We start from the raw sequence: 16058 nt of genomic DNA on the forward strand, positions 1-16058 counted from the left end.
CGGGCGCTCAGGGTGAGTGCGGGCGCCGGGTCCGCACCGCCCCACACGCCCTCATACCCGCGGCGGCAGCGACCGCGCCCGTTCCCGCAGGAGGGCACGCTCCCGCTCGTTGCGGGTGAGGCCGGCCGCCCGCTCGAAATCGGCCCGCGCCTCCTCCGTCCGTCCCAGCCGGGCCAGCAGGTCACCCCGCACGCTCGGCAGCAGGTGGTAGCGGTCCAGGGCCGGTTCGCCGGTGAGACCGTCGACGATCGCGAGTCCGGCCTCCGGCCCCTCCGCCCGGGAGACGGCGACCGCGCGGTTCAGTTCGACCACCGGGGACGGCGCGACGGCCGCCAGCCGGCCGTACAACGCCGCGATGGTCCGCCAGTCCGTCTCCTCGTACGTCGCGGCCCGTGCGTGGCAGGCGGCGACGGCGGCCTGGAGGGCGTACGGCCCGTATCCCCCACCCTCGCCCGCCTGCCGCCCCGCGCGTTCCAGCGCCGCGAAGCCGCGGCGGATCAGCAGCCGGTTCCAGCGGGCACGGTCCTGGTCGGCGAGCAGGACCGGCTGCCCGCCGGGGCCGGTCCGGGCCGCCGCCCGCGATGCCTGGATCTCCAGCAGGGCCGCCAGCCCGTGCGCTTCCGCCTCCGCGGGCATGAGTCCGGCGAGCACCCGCGCCAGCCGCAGCGCGTCCTCGCACAGCGCGGGGCGGAGCAGGTCATCGCCCGCGGTGGCCGCATAGCCCTCGTTGAAGATCAGGTAGATGACCTCGAGGACGGAGTCGAGCCGGGCCGCTCGGTCCGCCCCGTAAGGCACTTCGAAGTCCACGCCCGCCTTCGCCAGGGTGCGCTTGGCCCGCACGATCCGCTGCGCGACCGTCGCCTCCGGGACGAGGAAGGCGCGGGCGATCTCGTCGGTGCGCAGACCGCCGACCAGCCGCAGGGTGAGCGCGGCCCGCGCCTCCGCGGAGAGCACGGGATGGCAGGCGGTGAAGACCAGCCGGAGCAGGTCGTCGTCGATGTCGCCCGGCCCGGAGGGTTCGGGGTCGTACGTCTCCTCCGACAGCTCGCGGCCCACCTCGGCGAGCTTGCGCGCGTACGTCTCACGGCGTCGCACGAGGTCGACGGCACGGTGCTTGGCGGTGGCCGTCAGCCAGGCTCCCGGCCGCTCCGGGACCCCTGACCGCGGCCACTGCTCCAGCGCGGCGACGAGCGCGTCCTGTGCGATCTCCTCGGCGATGCCGACGTCACGGACGATCCGCGCCGCGGCGGCGATGACGCGCGCCGACTCCATCCGGAAGACCGTCTCGACACTCTCGGCCGCGTGGTGTGCTGTCACGGCTCATATGACAGCACACCATCGGGACACGGACCGGCGCTCCTCTCGGACACGTCGCCTCGGCCGCCACGCCGCTCCGGGCGCGTCCGGCCGACGGGTCACATCTCCTCGATCTCACGCACCTCGCAGATGACCTTCCACTCGGGCGGGTGGACCTCCAGGAAGCGCTTCGACCATTCGATCGCCTCGGCCATGTCCCGGCACTGGGTGAGGGAGTAGCCGCCGATGACCTCCTTGGTCTCGGTGAACGGACCGTCGGTGTAACCGATCCGGCCGTCGGTCCAGGTGACCCGGGTGGCCTCGGAGGTGGGCTTGAGGCCGGCGGTCTCCAGCATCACCCCGGCCTTGGTGATCTCCTCGAACAGCGCACCCATCCGTGCCTCGAAGCCGGGGTCGGCGTCCTCCATCCGGAAGCTGCCCTCTTCGATGCGGATCATGGTCAGATAGCGGGGCATGACGTTCTCCTCGACGGTGCGGTGGCGGGGCCGTTTCCCCGCCTCTCACTCATACGTCGAACGGCCGGGTCCCGCTTCGACACCCGTGGCGGGAGAATCTCAGACGTAGTCCTCGAGCCGCGCGACGGTGAAGCCCTGCTCCTGGATGTGGCGCAGCAGGTTGGCGGTCATGCGTGTCATGCTCGTGCCCTTGAGCTCGGCCGGACCGCGGAAGTGGGCCAGGATGATGTCTCCGGGGCGGAGTCTCCGGTCGGCGTGCTGATAGCGCATGTTCTCGATCTGCATCGACTCACGCCACAGGACGATCGCGTCGACGCCGCAGGTCCCGGCCGCGGCGCGGGTGTCCTCGTTCCAGTTGCCGTAGGGCGGGCGGAAGAGCCGCGGGGTCGTCCCGTACCGCCGCGCCAGGCGGGTCTGTTGGCCGCAGATCTCGCGGCGCTGGGCCTCCCGGCCGAGGGTGCGCAGGTCGGGGTGGCTGAGGGTGTGGTTGGCGACGCCGTTGCCGAGAGCCGCGAGCGGGGTGAAATACCGATAGTCGTCCCGTATGGCCGCGTCGGTGAGGAACATCGTGACGGGCACACCGAGGTCCCTCATCATCGCCACGAATTCCGGGTCCTTCTCCGCCCCGTCGTCGAGGGTGATGAAGACGATCTTCTCCTCGGTCGGTATCTCGCTGATGACGGGTACAGGTGCGCCGGCGGCCCGGCGGACCGCTTTGACGGCGGGCGGGGCCGGCGGGGCGGGGAAGGGCTTCAGGCCCCATCTGCGGTACGCGGCGGCCGTCCGCGCCGCGGCGACGGAGGTGTCCGGGGCGACGGAGGAGGCGGGCGTGCCGGAGGCGTTCGGAGCCCTGTCGGCGGCGGACGGCGTCGCCGTGGGACCGCCGACGTCCGCTCTCGGCGGGGCGTCCGCGTCGGCGGGACGCGCGCACGCCGTCACCAGCAGGGCGACGACGGTCAGCACCGCCCACACCACGATCTTCCGGTCCACCCCTGCACACCCGTTCCGCACCCGAACACATGACCTCAGTCGTGTTGTCTGATGCCGGAACGGGCCCGGAGGTTGCCTCCGCGCCCGGCCCACCACCGCACGGCGCACGCCGCCGCACGGCGCGGCGACGGGCAGCAAGGAGGGGCCGCCTCAGAGCCTGCCGGGTGGCCTTCGACAGGCTCTCCGGGTCAGGCGTCGGAGGGCAGCGCCTCGAAGCGCCAGCGGTGCACCGGGCGGGTGATCAGATCCGCGGCCGGTTCCGGAAGTTCGGGCAGCTCCGCGTCGAAGGTGGCCACCTCCCACCAGGTGAGGACGAGGACCCGGTCCTGCGGCGCGCGGAAGATCTCCCGGCGCAACGGCTCGTACGGCAACTGCCGCGCCCGTGCCCACTCCAGGAGCTCGGCGCCGCGGCCCTGGACCGCGCGCGCCTCCCACATGAGCGTCACCGTCGTCACGAGTAGAGGTTCTCCTTGCTGATCTCGTGCACGTGGTCGTGGTCGTGGCCGTGGCCGTGGTGGCTGCCGGGCACGTGCGGGTCCGTCACGGGCAGCGAGGAGTCCGCCGACAGCTCCAGGTCGGAGGCCGGCCGGTTGCGCGCCACCATCTCCGCGCCCAGTGCCGCGACCATCGCGCCGTTGTCCGTGCACAGCCCGGGGCGCGGGACCCGGAGCCGGATACCGGCCCGCTCGCAGCGCTCCTCGGCCAGGGCACGGAGGCGCGAGTTGGCGGCCACGCCGCCCCCGATCATCAGGTGGTCGACGCCCTCGTCCTTGCAGGCGCGGACGGCCTTGCGGGTCAGGACGTCGACGACCGCCTCTTGGAAGGACGCCGCAACGTCCCGTACCGGCACCTCCTCGCCTGCCGCACGCCTGGCCTCGATCCAGCGGGCCACGGCCGTCTTGAGGCCGGAGAAGGAGAAGTCGTACGCAGGGTCCTTCGCGCCCGACAGGCCGCGCGGGAAGGCGATCGCCGCCGGGTCGCCCTCCCGGGCGAGCCGGTCGATGACCGGGCCGCCAGGGAAACCGAGTTCGAGCACGCGGGCGATCTTGTCGAATGCCTCGCCCGCCGCGTCGTCGATGGTGGCGCCCATCGGCCGGACGTCGGCCGTGATGTCGGGTGCGAGCAGCAGCGAGGAGTGCCCACCGGAGACCAGCAGGGCCATCGTCGGCTCGGGCAGCGGACCGTGCTCCAGCTGGTCGACGCAGATGTGCGAGGCCAGGTGGTTGACGCCGTACAGCGGCTTGCCCAGGGCATAGGCGTATGCCTTCGCCGCGGAGACGCCCACGAGCAGCGCGCCCGCCAGGCCGGGACCCGCGGTGACGGCGATGCCGTCGAGGTCCCGCGCGGAGATCCCGGCCTCCTTCAGGGCGCGCTCGATGGTCGGGACCATGGCCTCCAGGTGGGCGCGGGAGGCGATCTCGGGGACCACGCCGCCGAAGCGGGCGTGGGTGTCGACGCTCGACGCGATGGCGTCGGCGAGCAGGGTCGTGCCCCGGACGATGCCGACCCCGGTCTCGTCGCAGGAGGTCTCGATGCCGAGTACGAGCGGTTCGTCAGCAGCCATCAGTCAGTCGTCTCTGTTCCTTGAACGGTCAGTCGCATCACGAGCGCGTCCACATGGCCCGGCTGGTAGTAGCCGCGCCGGAAGCCGATGGGCTCGAAGCCGAAGCGCTCGTACAGCTTCTGGGCCCGGGTGTTGTCCACCCGTACCTCCAGCAGCACCTCCTCGCACTCGAAGGCGGTGGCGTGCTGGAGGAGGTCGGTGAGAAGGCGGGCTCCGAGCCCGGTGCCCCATTGCTCGCGGGCGACGGCGATCGTCTGGACGTCGCCGAGCCCGCCGGCGGCGGCCAGTCCGGCGTAGCCGACGAGCCGCCCGTCGGCCGGGTCCTCGGCGACCACGTAGCGGCGGGTGGCACGCGGACCGCGGGCGTGGGCGAGTTCGGACCAGAACATGCCCTCGGACCAGGCGTCCTCGGGGAACAGGTCGTGTTCGAGGCGAAGCACCGGCTCGATGTCCCACCAGCGCATCTCCCGCAGCACGGCGGCCGAGGCCGCGGGGAGTCCGTCGGTCCCGGCGGTCACTGGGGGGTGACCACCTTGTAGTTCTTCGGCACCTGCGCGTCGGGGCGACGCAGGTACAGGGGCAGCGGGTCGAGGAAGTCCGCGCCGGCGGCGAGCCGCTCCGCGGCCAGGGCGGCGAGCGCGGCGGCGGACTGGTGCTCGGGATCGCGGGCGTCGGGGAACGCCTCGGGGTACAGCCGGGCCCCCGCGCCGACCACGGGGAGGCCGGTGAGCTGTCCGGCGATCTCGGCGGGGCGGTCGACGGCCGCGTCACCGGCCCGGGTCCGGAAGTCCTCGTACCGGGCCCAGTAGACCTCCTTGCGGCGCGCGTCCGTCGCGACGGCGAAGGGCTCCTCGATCCCGGAGGCGTACGCGAGTCCGTCGAGGGTGCACAGCCCGTGGACGGGGACGCCGAGCACGGAGGCGAAGGTCGCGGCGGTGACCAGTCCGACCCGGAGCCCGGTGTAGGGGCCCGGTCCGACCCCGACGACGACACCGGTGACCGCGTCGAGCGCGAGCCCGGCCTCCTTGAGCACCCGGTCGACGGCGGGCAGCAGGAGCTCCCCGTGACGACGGGCGTCGATCTGCCGGGCCTCGGCGACGACGGAGTCCCCGTCGTGGAGGGCGACGGTGACGGCGGGCGTGGCGGTATCCATGGCGAGCAAGAGCACGCGAACAGCCTACGGCTCCCGGCGGGTCACGGCCGACGGGAGCCGTAGGCCCTCCGCCCCTCCGCTCCCGTCTTCTCGGCTCCCGCTCCCTCGGCGCCCCTGCCGGCGAACGGCCTCGTGCCCGTCCGGACACCGGGTGCGGGAGACGGGCCCGGCCGTCCCCGGTCCTCGCGGCCCGGACACGGCGGGGCGCACCGCACGGCGCCCCGCCGGACCGGGCCGCTACTGCTACCGTCACCACCGGATACGTACGAGGGGGTACTCCCGGGGCGACAGCCCCGAGGGAGAGAGGTGGGCACGGTGGCAAGGAGCAGCTCGGGATTCGTGGCCGGGCTCACCGCCGCGGCGGTCGCGGCGGTCACGTTCCTCGCCTATCAGGCGTCGGCGAACGTGCCCGCCGATCTGGCGGAGAAGCCGAGGACCCCGAGCTCCGCCCCCTCCGCCGACGCGACCGGTGGCCCCCACAAGCCGGTCAGGGACCCGCTCGCGGTTCCGGCCGACTCCGGCAGCGGGACGCGCGTGGTGTACGCGCTCGCCGAGAAGAGGGTCTGGCTGGTGAACGAGAAGGGCCAGGCCACGCACACGTTCTCGGTGATGCCCAGCACCGTCCACCCGGTACCGGGGACGTACTCCGTCTCCTCCCGTTCGGGCGCGGTGCGCGGCTCGGACGGCGTGCCGATCGAGCACGTGGTGCGGTTCACGACCGCCCAGGACGTCACCGTCGGCTTCAGCGCGGCCGTCGACAACTCGCTGCCGACGCCGGACCCGACGCGGAAGACGGGCGGCATCCGGATGAAGCGCGCGGACGGCGACGCCATGTGGACCTTCGCGTCCATCGGTGTGAAGGTCGTCGTCGTCGCCTGAGCTGAGAGCCTGTCGGGTGGCTTCGACCGGCAGGCGGACGCGGTCTGGTGCGTCCGGTTCGAAGGCGCCGGGGTACCGCTGTAGCGGAGCAACCGGGGCCCCGGTGCGGGCGCCGCGTCGGCGTTCTCCGTACCGTTTCCCCTCCCGGGCCTACGCGGCCTCGTCCCGCTCCCGTTCCCGTTCGCCGTCGCGTGCCTCAGCCTCGGGCTCGGCCCGGCGTGGCGGGGTCGAGACCGCGCTCGCCGCGACACAGGACGCGAGCAGCTCGCTCATCGGGATACGGTCCTCCGCGCGCTCTGGCGTCGCCATGCATGCCTCCCGTAGGTTAGGTACACCTAACCAGCTCGTGTATCCATGTGACCACGGCTTGGAGGACCCACGCAACATCTTCCCGACACCTTGTCGGAACATACGTGCGTTCGGCAGGGCGTCAGGCCAGGCGCAGGTCCTCGCCGGCCCAGCGGTCGCCGATCCCGCGCAGCACCACCGTGCGCCGGTCGTCCTCGGTGTCGCCCGCGACCCGGTGGATCAGCACGTGCAGGCGGTCGTCGGTCAGCTCCTCGACCTTGCCGTCGCCCCACTCCACGACCACCACGGAATCGGAGAGGGAGACGTCGAGGTCGAGGTCCTCCATCTCGTCCAGGCCGCCGCCGAGGCGGTACGCGTCGACGTGCACCAGGGCGGGACCGCCGGCCAGGGAGGGGTGCACGCGGGCGATGACGAACGTCGGCGAGGTGACCGCGCCGCGCACGCCGAGCCCCTCGCCCAGACCGCGGGTCAGGGTCGTCTTGCCGGCGCCGAGCTCGCCGGTGAGCATGACGAGGTCGCCGGGGCGTAGGAGGGCCGCGAGCCGACGGCCGATCTCCCGCATCCGCTCCGGCGAGTCGACGGCGAGGGTGGCCCCGGAGGACGGGTTGAGCGCTGCTTCCATACCGGCCAACTTAGCCGTTGCCCGGGCCTGTCCTCGTCGCCCCGGTCGCCGGCTCCCGCTTCGTCCCCGGGGCCGCCGTCCGCACTGTGCCGTCCTTCGCGGGCCCCGGCACGGCGCCGACCCTGACCAGCAGGTCGGCCAGCCGGTCGGTGACCGCCTCCGGATGCTCCAGCATCACGAGATGGCCCGCGTCCGGCACGATGACCAGTTCGCTGTCCGGCAGGAGGTCGGCGATGGTCTCGGTGTGCGAACTGGGCGTGACCAGGTCCCGGTCGCCGGCCAGCGCGAGGACCGGGACCTCGCGGAAGACCTGGAGGGCCGCCGCCTTGTCGTGTTCGGCGAAGGCCGGGTAGAACTCGGCGACCACGTCGATCGGGGTCGCCTCGATCATCCGCTCCGCGAACCGGGCGATCGCCGGGTCCACGTCCCTCGACGAGAAGGAGTACTTCTTGATCAGGCCGGCGAACAGGTCGGCCGTGGCCCTGCGGCCCCGTTCCACCAGTTCGGCCTGCGAACCGAGCGCTTTCAGCACACCCGGGAGCACGCGGCGGACCGCGTTGACGCCCGCTACCGGGAGCCCGTAGTTCACCTCGCCCAGCCGTCCGGTGGAGGTGCCCACGAAGGCCACCCCGACGACCCGTTCGCGGATGAGTTCGGGGTACTGCTCGGCCAGCGCCATGATCGTCATGCCGCCCATCGAGTGCCCGACCAGGACCAGCGGCCCCTCGGGGGCCGCCGCGTCCAGGACGGCCTTGAGGTCGCTGCCGAGCTGGTCGATCGAGACGGGCACCCTGTCCGGGCCGGACTGGGCGACGCCGCGATCCGAACGGCCGTGGCTGCGCTGATCCCAGTGGACGGTGCGGACCAGTCCGCGCAGCGCGGCCCGCTGGAAGTGCCAGGAGTCCTGGCTGAGGCAGTAGCCGTGGCTGAAGACGACGGTGACCGGCGCGGGGGTCTTGCGGCCGAAGAGCCGTCGGCGGCGGGGTGCCGGGGTGTCCGACTCGATCTCGTCGACCTCGTAGTGGAGGGCGGTCGAGTCGTCGGCGGGCGCCTTGCCGGAGACTCCGCGCAGGGCCCCGTAGGGGGCGGAGGCGTCCAGGGCGAGGCGGGCCTTCTGACGCATACCGCGGCCGACCGTGAGCCGTTCGATGGCGACGCCGGCCGCGGCGCCCGCGGCGAGGACGCCTACCGCGGCACCGGCGAACCCGGCGCGTCTCCAGTTGTCGGGCGGGGACTCGCTCACTTCCGCTCCCTGATTGCTCGGTGCTGTCGCTGCTCTCGCTCGGGTGGTGCCGGTGGTGCCGGTAGTGCGGGTCGCTCGGATGGTGCCGGTGACACGGGGTCGCCGGGGTACCGCGGGAGCCCGGCGTTCAGCGGGTCGGAGGGCGTGCGCCGTCCCGCTCGTGCGGCTCGTCCTCGTCGAGGTAGACGCGCGGGACGCGCGCGCCGATGCGGGTCACGATCTCGTACGCGATGGTGTCGGCCGCCACGGCCCAGTCCTGCGCCGTGGGCTCACCGCGGTCGCCGGGACCGAACAGCACCGCTTCCGCACCGGCCCGCACCGCGTCCCCGTCGAGGTCGACCACGAACTGGTCCATGGCGACGCGGCCCGCGACCCGGCGGACCCGGTCGCCGACGAGCACCGGGCCGCGTCCGGAGGCGTGCCGCGGAATGCCGTCCGCGTAGCCCAGCGGCACCAGGCCGAGCCGCGTCTCACGCTCGGTGACGTAGTGGTGGCCGTAGCTGACCCCGTGGCACGCCGGGACCTGCTTGACGAGCGCGAGGCTCGCCTTGAGGGACATCACGGGCCGCAGGCCGAAGTCCGCGGAGGTGCCGAGGTCGGCGCTGGGCGAGATGCCGTACGTCGCGATGCCCGGCCGGACGAGGTCGAAGTGGGTCTCGGGCAGGGTGAGGGTGGCGGGCGAATTGGCGAGGTGCCGGACCTCGGGCTCGGCACCGGCCTTCTCCGCGTGCTCCAGGAGCGTCCGGAAGACGTCCAGCTGCGCGCCGGTGGAGGGATGTCCGGGCTCGTCCGCGCAGGCGAGGTGCGACCAGAGGCCGGTGACCCGCACCAGCCCGTCGGCCTGCGCCCGCAGGGCCCGGTCGACGAGCAGGGGCCAGTCGGCCGGCTGGCAGCCGTTGCGCCCGAGGCCCGTGTCGGCCTTGAGGTGGACACGGGCGGTGCGCCCGGTGGCACGCGCCGCCTGGACGACCTCCTCCAGGGCCCACAGACCGCTGACGGACATGTCGAGGCCGGCCTCGATGCCTTCGGCCCACGGGTCGCCGGGGGTCCAGAGCCAGCACAGGATCGGCGGGTCCGTGATCCCGGCGGCGCGCAGGGCGAGCGCCTCGTGCGGGGTGGCGGTGCCGAGCCAGCCGGCTCCGGCGTCGAGGGCGGCGCGGGCGCAGCGGAGCGCGCCGTGTCCGTACGCGTCCGCCTTGACCACGGCCATCACCTGGGTGTGGGGAGCGACGCGGGCACGCAGCGTGCGGACGTTCGCACGCAGCGCACCGAGGTCGATCTCGGCGCGGGCGCGGCGGGGCGGCGGTGTCTCAGTCATCGCGCCCAGTCTCTCAGGTGTCGGGCGCGGGACCGCCGGTCCGCGCTGTCGGCCCCGTCACCCCGGGCTCGACGGCGGTCCGGCGGCCGGGCGGGCAGCACGGACGGGACAGGCACGTCGACCGGGCGGAAAGCGCCACCGGGTGCGGCGGGACACGCCCACCGCGGCAGCAAGCCGGTCGACGGCCGGCCGCCTACGCGATCACGTCGCGCCACGCGTCGGGCAGCGCGTCCGCCACGTCCGACGCCATGATCGGCGTGCCCCGCGCGGCGCGACGGCCCGCCAGACCGTGGAGGTAGGCCGCCGCGGAAGCGGCGTCCGGCGCCGAGAGCCCGGCGGCCAGCAGCGAACCGGCCAGGCCCGACAGGACGTCACCGCTGCCGGCCGTGGCCAGCCAGGGCGTACCCGTCGGATTGACCCGCACCGGACCGGCACCTCCGGGCGGCGCCACCAGGGTCGTGGAGCCCTTCAGGAGCACCGTCGCGCCGTGGCGTTCGGCCAGCTCCCGCACCGCCGCGAGCCGTCCGGCCTCCACCGTTTCCCGCGACACGCCCAGGAGTGCCGCCGCCTCGCCGGCGTGCGGGGTGAGCAGGGTCGGGGCGGTCCGTCCACGCACCGCGGACGGGGACAGGTCGCGCAGCCCGTCCGCGTCCACCAGCACCGGCACGTCCGAGGCCAGCACGTCCGCGACGCCCGGTCCGTCACCGAGCCCGGGACCGACCACCCACGCCTGGACGCGGCCCGCCCTCTCCGGCGGCCCGGCGTGCACCAGCGTCTCCGGGAAGCGCGCGAGCACCGCCTCCACCGCCGGACCGACGTACCGTACGGCTCCCGCGCCGCCCCGCAGCGCGCCCGCCACGGCGAGCACGGCCGCGCCGGGGTAGCGCGCCGACCCGGCGACCACCCCCACCACGCCCCGTCGGTACTTGTCGCTCTCGGCCACCGGCACCGGCAGCATCCGGGCCACGTCCTCGTGCTGCGGGGCCTGCAGTTCCGGCACGGACGGCAGGACGTCGCCGAGGCCGATGTCCACGAGCCGGACCGCTCCCGCGTACGCGCGCGCCGGGTCGACCAGCAGGCCCGGCTTGTACGTCCCGAAGGTCACCGTCGCGTCCGCCCGCAGCGCCTCCCCGGCGACCTCGCCCGTGTCGGCGTCCACCCCGCTGGGGAGGTCGACGGCCACCAGCACCGCGTCGGAGCCGCGGGCCGCGCGGGCCACCGGCAGGGCGTCGGGGCGCAGCCCTCCGCGCCCCCCGATGCCGGTGATGCCGTCCAGGACGAGGTCGGCGGTGACCAGCGGTTCGAAGGGATCGTCCGCGACCCGGCCGCCGGCCGCCCGCAGCGCCGCGAGTCCGCCCTCGTGGGCACGTGGACCGAGCAGGACGGCCGTGACACCCGCGCCGCGGCGCGCCAGCCGGGCCCCCGCGAACAGGGTGTCCCCGCCGTTGTCGCCGCCGCCGACGAGCAGGACGACCCTGGCCCCGTACACCCGGCCGCGCCCGAGGAGCGAGCAGCAGGCGGCGGCCAGGCCCGCCGCGGCCCGCCGCATCAGCGCGCCCTCCGGCAGTCGTGCCATCAGCTCGGCCTCGGCGGCCCGTACGGTCTCGACGCGGTAAGCGGTACGCATGGACAGGAGTCTGCCCCAGACCGGGCGCGGCCGGCGGGCCGACGCGGCGCAGCTCCGGGCGGGCCCGAGTACCGCCCCGGGCGCCGCCGGACTCAGCCTTCCGCGATCACCACCGCGGAGGCCACGCCCGCGTCATGGCTCAACGAGACGTGCCAGTGCTTCACGCCGAGTTCGGCGGCGCGCGCCGCCACCGTCCCGCGCACCCGCAGCCGCGGCTGCCCGCTGTCCTCCACGTACACCTCGGCGTCCGTCCAGTGCAGACCGGCCGGCGCGCCGAGCGCCTTCGCCAGCGCCTCCTTCGCCGCGAAGCGGACCGCGAGCGAGGCGGGCCCCCGCCGCTCCCCGCCGGGCAGCAGCATCTCCCGCTCCACGAAGAGGCGTCTCAGCAAGCCCGGCGTCCGTTCCAGCGACGCGGCGAAGCGGTCGATCTCCGCCACGTCGATCCCCACCCCGATGATCATTTCCTCAACCCCACGGTCCTCGCCCCACGGCCTTCACCACGTGTTCCTCCTCGCCCGACCCGCGCCCTGGTCCCGGAATCCGGACCGCGGGCCGGGTGTCCGCCCCACCCTCACTCCACCGTCACTGACTTCGCGAGGTTCCTCGGCTGGTCCACCTCGTTGCCGCGCGCCGTCGCCAGTTCGCAGGCGAAGACCTGGAGCGGGACGGTCGAGACCAGCGGCTGGAGGAGCGTGGGCGTCGCAGGGACGCGGATCAGGTGGTCCGCGTACGGGACGACGGCCTCGTCGCCCTCCTCGGCGATCACGATCGTGCGGGCGCCGCGCGCCCGGATCTCCTGGATGTTGGAGACCATCTTGTCGTGCAGCACGGACCGGCCCTTCGGCGAGGGCACGACCACGACGACCGGCAGGTCCTCCTCGATGAGCGCGATCGGCCCGTGCTTGAGCTCTCCCGCGGCGAAGCCCTCGGCGTGCATGTACGCCAGTTCCTTGAGCTTCAGCGCGCCCTCCAGGGCCACCGGGTAGCCCACGTGCCGGCCGAGGAAGAGCACCGTGTCCTTGTGGGCGAGCGAGCGGGCCAGCGCGCGCACCGGCTCCATCGTCTCCAGGACCCGCTCGACTCCCTCGGCACTGTGGGACAGCTCCTGGATCACGGCACGGATCTCGTCACCCCACTTCGTCCCGCGCACCTGGCCGAGGTACAGCGCGACGAGATAGCAGGCCACCAGTTGGGTGAGGAACGCCTTGGTGGACGCGACGGCGACCTCCGGCCCGGCGTGCGTGTAGAGCACGGCGTCCGACTCACGCGGGATCGTCGAACCGTTGGTGTTGCAGATGGCCAGCACCATCGCGCCCTGCTCACGCGCGTGCCGCAGCGCCATCAGGGTGTCCATGGTCTCCCCGGACTGCGAGATCGCCACGACCAGGGTGCGCGCGCCGAGGATCGGGTCGCGGTAGCGGAACTCGCTGGCCAGCTCCACCTCGCAGGGGATGCGGGTCCAGTGCTCGATCGCGTACTTCGCGATCAGGCCGGCGTGGAAGGCGGTGCCGCAGGCGACGATCACGACCTTGTCGGCTTCCCGCAGCACCGCGTCCGGGATGCGCAGCTCGTCGAGCCTGAGGCGTCCCCCGGCGTCGATCCGGCCGAGGAGGGTGTCGGCTACGGCCTTGGGCTGCTCGGCGATCTCCTTGAGCATGAAGTAGTCGTAGCCGCCCTTCTCGGCGGCCGAGGCGTCCCAGTCCACGTGATACGCCCGCACCTCGGCGGGTGCCCCGTCGAAGTCGGTGACGGTCACGCCCTCGCGGGACAGCCGCACCACCTGGTCCTGGCCGAGTTCGATGGCCGAGCGGGTGTGGGCGATGAACGCGGCAACGTCGGAGGCGAGGAAGAACTCGTCCTCGCCGACACCGGCCACCAGCGGCGAGTTGCGGCGCGCGCCGACGACCACGTCCGGCTCGTCGGCGTGCACCGCGACCAGGGTGAAGGCCCCGTCGAGGCGACGGCACACCAGCCGCATCGACTCGGCCAGGTCACCGCAGGAGGAGAACTCCTCCGCCAGCAGGTGGGCCACGACCTCCGTGTCCGTCTCCGAACGAAGAACGTGGCCGCGCTCCTCCAGTTCGGCGCGCAGCGACGCGAAGTTCTCGATGATGCCGTTGTGGACGACCGCGACGCGCCCCGCGTTGTCGAGATGCGGGTGCGCGTTCGCGTCCGTCGGCCCGCCGTGGGTGGCCCAGCGGGTGTGGCCGATGCCGGTGGAGCCGCTCGGCAACGGCCGGTCCACCAGCTCCTTCTCCAGGTTGACGAGCTTGCCCGCCTTCCTGGCCGCGGCGAGACCCCCGTCGGAGAGCACCGCGACACCTGCCGAGTCGTAGCCCCGGTATTCGAGCCTCTTCAGGCCCGCGATCACCACATCAAGCGCCGACTGCCCGCCGACGTATCCCACGATTCCGCACATGGCCGCAGCCTACGACCGAAGGCGGCCGGGGAGCCGGACTCAGCCCAGCTTCGTCGCCTGCGCGTCGATGACGGCCGTCGGCAGCTCCTTGGCGACGCCCGAGAGGCTGAGGGTGGAGAACGAGGCGAGCGTGTTGCCCTTGCGGAAGACGACCAGCTTGGTGGTGAAGGGCTCCCCCTCCAGGTCGCTGGTAACGGTCCAGGCCAGCGCCTCGTCACCGGCGGTCACGGACTCGGGGGCGAGCTTGGAGACCTTGGTGGCGGCGCCGCTCGCGGTGATCGAGAAGCCGGCGCCGCAGGCCGTGCCGGCGTCCTTGAGCGCGGTGAATGCCTTCTGGGCGCCCTCGCCGCCGTAGGAACCGAGCGTCACGGAGGTCACCGGCGCGCCGAGGGCCCCCATGATGTCCTCCGTCGAGGTGGCGGTGCCCTCGCGCGCCTCGATCGTCTTGCGGACGACGGAGGATCCGGGGTCACCGGGCGCCGCGGAGGACATGATCTCGGCGAGGGGCTCGCACGCGGGCTTGTCGGCGCCGACGTCCCCGGCGGTCACGATCTCGACGGGCTTGGGCTTCTGCACCTGGTAGCCCTTGAGGTCCGCCTGCTCGACGACCAGCTTCTCCAGCTCCGCGGCCGACAGCGCCTTGACGTCGGGCGCGGCGGCGGCCGAGGCCGGGGCCGGGTCCTCCCCCTTCGGCTTGCCGTCGCCGTCGCCGCCGCCGCAGGCGGTGAGCAGCAGGGCGAGCGAGGCGGCCGACGCCGCGGCGATGGTCTTCGTGGACATGCGCATGGAACGTGATCCTCTTGTTCTTCGCCGCCCGGCGGCGGCTTCCCCCCGCCCAGGCCCGTGCCCGCGCGGAAACTTCGCGATCACTGTAGACGCCCCCGCGGACACTTTCTTTACCGGCCCTTTACGAAAAGGGCACAATCGCAGGAACCACGAAAACCATCGGATCCGTCGCCGCTCATGCCATTCCGGACGCCGTCGCCCGGTGGTGGGGTCGGCCCCGGACCGCGCGCCACGTGACCGACCCCACCACCCACAGGCGCCCCGCACCCCCGACAATGGCGGTGTGATCACTTCGCCGCCACGAGGTCCGAACGCCAGAGGGAACGGCGGCAACCACCGCCGGGCCGAGGCCACGCCGTACGTCGATCTCACCCGGGACGAGTGGAGCGCCCTACGGGACAAGACCCCGCTGCCGTTGACCGCCGACGAGGTCGAGCGGCTGCGCGGTCTCGGCGACGTCATCGACCTCGACGAGGTCCGGGACGTCTACCTGCCGCTCTCCCGCCTGCTCAACCTGTACGTCCAGGCGACCAGCGGACTGCGCGGCGCCCTGAACACCTTCCTCGGAGAGCGGGGCGAACAGCGCGGCACACCCTTCGTGATAGGCGTCGCCGGCTCCGTCGCCGTCGGCAAGTCGACCGTGGCCCGGCTGCTGCAGGCACTGCTCGCCCGCTGGCCGGAGCACCCGAGGGTGGAGCTCGTCACGACCGACGGCTTCCTCTACCCCATGGAGGAGCTCAAGGCGCGCGGACTCATGTCCCGCAAGGGCTTCCCCGAGTCCTACGACCGGCGGGCGCTGACCCGGTTCGTCGCCGACATCAAGGCGGGGAAGGACGAGGTCAGCGCCCCGGTGTACTCCCACCTCATCTACGACATCGTCCCCGGCGAGCGTCTGGTGGTGCGCCGGCCCGACATCCTGATCGTCGAGGGCCTCAACGTCCTGCAGCCGGCCCTGCCCGGTCAGGACGGCCGGACCCGCGTGGGTCTCGCCGACTACTTCGACTTCTCGGTCTACGTGGACGCGCGGCCCGAGGACATCGAACTCTGGTACCTCAACCGCTTCCGCAGGCTGCGCGAGACCGCCTTCCAGAACCCCTTCTCGTACTTCCAGAAGTACACCCAGGTCTCCGAGGAGGAGGCCCTGGAGTACGCCCGCACGATGTGGCGGACCATCAACAAGGTGAACCTGCTGGAGAACGTGGCGCCGACGCGCGGCCGGGCGACCCTGGTCGTCCGCAAGGGGCCGGACCACAAGGTGCAGCGCCTCTCCCTGCGCAAGCTCTGACGTCCGCACCCCGCACGGCCTCTGACGTCGCGTCACCGAACGGATCACGTAGGGGACCGGACTCCCCCGGCTCACCGGTCCGGCGGGCGGC

The 16058-nt window shown here is 73.3% G+C and carries 17 protein-coding genes; 2 read left to right on the plus strand and 15 right to left on the minus strand.

From position 1 onward, the window contains the following. Positions 1-51 precede the first annotated feature (51 nt). The 7 genes from OG393_RS11990 to tsaB form a co-directional block, all read right to left on the minus strand. A complete protein-coding gene (locus tag OG393_RS11990; protein WP_327378399.1) occupies positions 52-1272 on the minus strand; it encodes an RNA polymerase sigma factor in 1221 nt (406 codons plus the stop codon). A 143-nt stretch (positions 1273-1415) separates the two neighbouring features. After that, a complete protein-coding gene (locus tag OG393_RS11995; protein WP_327374657.1) occupies positions 1416-1772 on the minus strand; it encodes a YciI family protein in 357 nt (118 codons plus the stop codon). A 99-nt stretch (positions 1773-1871) separates the two neighbouring features. Continuing rightward, a complete protein-coding gene (locus OG393_RS12000) occupies positions 1872-2762 on the minus strand; it encodes a polysaccharide deacetylase family protein (protein ID WP_327374658.1) in 891 nt (296 codons plus the stop codon). Positions 2763-2950: 188 nt separating this feature from the next. Then, positions 2951-3199, minus strand: coding sequence for a hypothetical protein (locus tag OG393_RS12005; protein ID WP_327378400.1), 249 nt, complete (start codon positions 3197-3199; stop codon positions 2951-2953). 14 nt (positions 3200-3213) lie between these two features. After that, positions 3214-4326, minus strand: a complete 1113-nt coding sequence (gene tsaD, locus OG393_RS12010) for a tRNA (adenosine(37)-N6)-threonylcarbamoyltransferase complex transferase subunit TsaD (RefSeq protein WP_327374659.1) — start codon at positions 4324-4326, stop codon at positions 3214-3216. Further along, positions 4326-4790 carry a ribosomal protein S18-alanine N-acetyltransferase gene (rimI, locus tag OG393_RS12015; RefSeq protein ID WP_327378401.1) on the minus strand — a complete coding sequence of 155 codons (465 nt, stop codon included), beginning with the start codon at positions 4788-4790 and terminating at the stop codon, positions 4326-4328. Before rimI ends, tsaD begins: the two co-directional genes overlap by 1 nt. Positions 4791-4840: 50 nt before the next feature. Continuing rightward, positions 4841-5494 (minus strand): tRNA (adenosine(37)-N6)-threonylcarbamoyltransferase complex dimerization subunit type 1 TsaB, encoded by a 654-nt coding sequence (gene tsaB, locus OG393_RS12020; protein WP_327374660.1) that lies wholly within the window; start codon positions 5492-5494, stop codon positions 4841-4843. Between the two features lie 324 nt (positions 5495-5818). On the opposite strand from tsaB, the gene OG393_RS12025 reads away from it, so the two are divergent. Next, a complete protein-coding gene (locus tag OG393_RS12025; protein WP_327378402.1) occupies positions 5819-6358 on the plus strand; it encodes a hypothetical protein in 540 nt (179 codons plus the stop codon). Positions 6359-6508: 150 nt separating this feature from the next. Here OG393_RS12025 and OG393_RS12030 read toward each other — a convergent pair whose 3' ends face one another. The 8 genes from OG393_RS12030 to OG393_RS12065 form a co-directional block, all read right to left on the minus strand. Continuing rightward, entirely contained in the window at positions 6509-6667 is a 159-nt protein-coding gene (locus OG393_RS12030) for a hypothetical protein (protein ID WP_327374661.1), read from the minus strand. A 121-nt stretch (positions 6668-6788) separates the two neighbouring features. Further along, on the minus strand, positions 6789-7289 hold the full coding sequence (gene tsaE / locus OG393_RS12035; RefSeq protein ID WP_327374662.1) for a tRNA (adenosine(37)-N6)-threonylcarbamoyltransferase complex ATPase subunit type 1 TsaE: 501 nt from the start codon (positions 7287-7289) through the stop codon (positions 6789-6791). A 10-nt stretch (positions 7290-7299) separates the two neighbouring features. Beyond that, positions 7300-8532: an alpha/beta fold hydrolase gene (locus tag OG393_RS12040; protein ID WP_327374663.1), complete on the minus strand. Its 1233-nt coding sequence runs from the start codon at positions 8530-8532 to the stop codon at positions 7300-7302. A gap of 127 nt (positions 8533-8659) precedes the next feature. Then, positions 8660-9850, minus strand: a complete 1191-nt coding sequence (alr, locus tag OG393_RS12045) for an alanine racemase (RefSeq protein WP_327374664.1) — start codon at positions 9848-9850, stop codon at positions 8660-8662. 193 nt (positions 9851-10043) lie between these two features. Further along, positions 10044-11477 (minus strand): NAD(P)H-hydrate dehydratase, encoded by a 1434-nt coding sequence (locus OG393_RS12050; protein WP_327374665.1) that lies wholly within the window; start codon positions 11475-11477, stop codon positions 10044-10046. A 92-nt stretch (positions 11478-11569) separates the two neighbouring features. Then, the gene (locus OG393_RS12055) at positions 11570-11938 is read right to left on the minus strand and encodes a holo-ACP synthase (RefSeq protein WP_327374666.1); all 369 of its coding nucleotides are present in this window, start codon (positions 11936-11938) and stop codon (positions 11570-11572) included. Positions 11939-12048: 110 nt separating this feature from the next. Next, on the minus strand, positions 12049-13896 hold the full coding sequence (glmS, locus tag OG393_RS12060; protein WP_327374667.1) for a glutamine--fructose-6-phosphate transaminase (isomerizing): 1848 nt from the start codon (positions 13894-13896) through the stop codon (positions 12049-12051). Positions 13897-13935: 39 nt separating this feature from the next. Then, the gene (locus OG393_RS12065) at positions 13936-14682 is read right to left on the minus strand and encodes a hypothetical protein (RefSeq protein ID WP_327374668.1); all 747 of its coding nucleotides are present in this window, start codon (positions 14680-14682) and stop codon (positions 13936-13938) included. A 283-nt stretch (positions 14683-14965) separates the two neighbouring features. Between OG393_RS12065 and coaA the strand changes: the two genes are divergently transcribed. Then, entirely contained in the window at positions 14966-15967 is a 1002-nt protein-coding gene (gene coaA, locus OG393_RS12070; RefSeq protein ID WP_327374669.1) for a type I pantothenate kinase, read from the plus strand. Positions 15968-16058 lie beyond the last annotated feature (91 nt).

Source organism: Streptomyces sp. NBC_01216 (assembly GCF_035994945.1).
Lineage (GTDB): Bacteria > Actinomycetota > Actinomycetes > Streptomycetales > Streptomycetaceae > Streptomyces.

Bases quoted from the DNA above. Each gene is read 5' to 3' on its own strand.
- OG393_RS12055 (WP_327374666.1), bottom strand. From the start codon at position 11,938: ATGATCATCGGGGTGGGGATCGACGTGGCGGAGATCGACCGCTTCGCC.
- OG393_RS12005 (WP_327378400.1), bottom strand. From the start codon at position 3,199: ATGTGGGAGGCGCGCGCGGTCCAGGGCCGCGGCGCCGAGCTCCTGGAG.
- tsaD (WP_327374659.1), bottom strand. From the start codon at position 4,326: ATGGCTGCTGACGAACCGCTCGTACTCGGCATCGAGACCTCCTGCGAC.
- OG393_RS12050 (WP_327374665.1), bottom strand. From the start codon at position 11,477: ATGCGTACCGCTTACCGCGTCGAGACCGTACGGGCCGCCGAGGCCGAG.
- OG393_RS11990 (WP_327378399.1), bottom strand. From the start codon at position 1,272: ATGGAGTCGGCGCGCGTCATCGCCGCCGCGGCGCGGATCGTCCGTGAC.
- OG393_RS12065 (WP_327374668.1), bottom strand. From the start codon at position 14,682: ATGCGCATGTCCACGAAGACCATCGCCGCGGCGTCGGCCGCCTCGCTC.
- rimI (WP_327378401.1), bottom strand. From the start codon at position 4,790: ATGCGCTGGTGGGACATCGAGCCGGTGCTTCGCCTCGAACACGACCTG.
- glmS (WP_327374667.1), bottom strand. From the start codon at position 13,896: ATGTGCGGAATCGTGGGATACGTCGGCGGGCAGTCGGCGCTTGATGTG.
- tsaE (WP_327374662.1), bottom strand. From the start codon at position 7,289: ATGGAAGCAGCGCTCAACCCGTCCTCCGGGGCCACCCTCGCCGTCGAC.
- OG393_RS12030 (WP_327374661.1), bottom strand. From the start codon at position 6,667: ATGGCGACGCCAGAGCGCGCGGAGGACCGTATCCCGATGAGCGAGCTG.
- alr (WP_327374664.1), bottom strand. From the start codon at position 9,850: ATGACTGAGACACCGCCGCCCCGCCGCGCCCGCGCCGAGATCGACCTC.
- OG393_RS11995 (WP_327374657.1), bottom strand. From the start codon at position 1,772: ATGCCCCGCTATCTGACCATGATCCGCATCGAAGAGGGCAGCTTCCGG.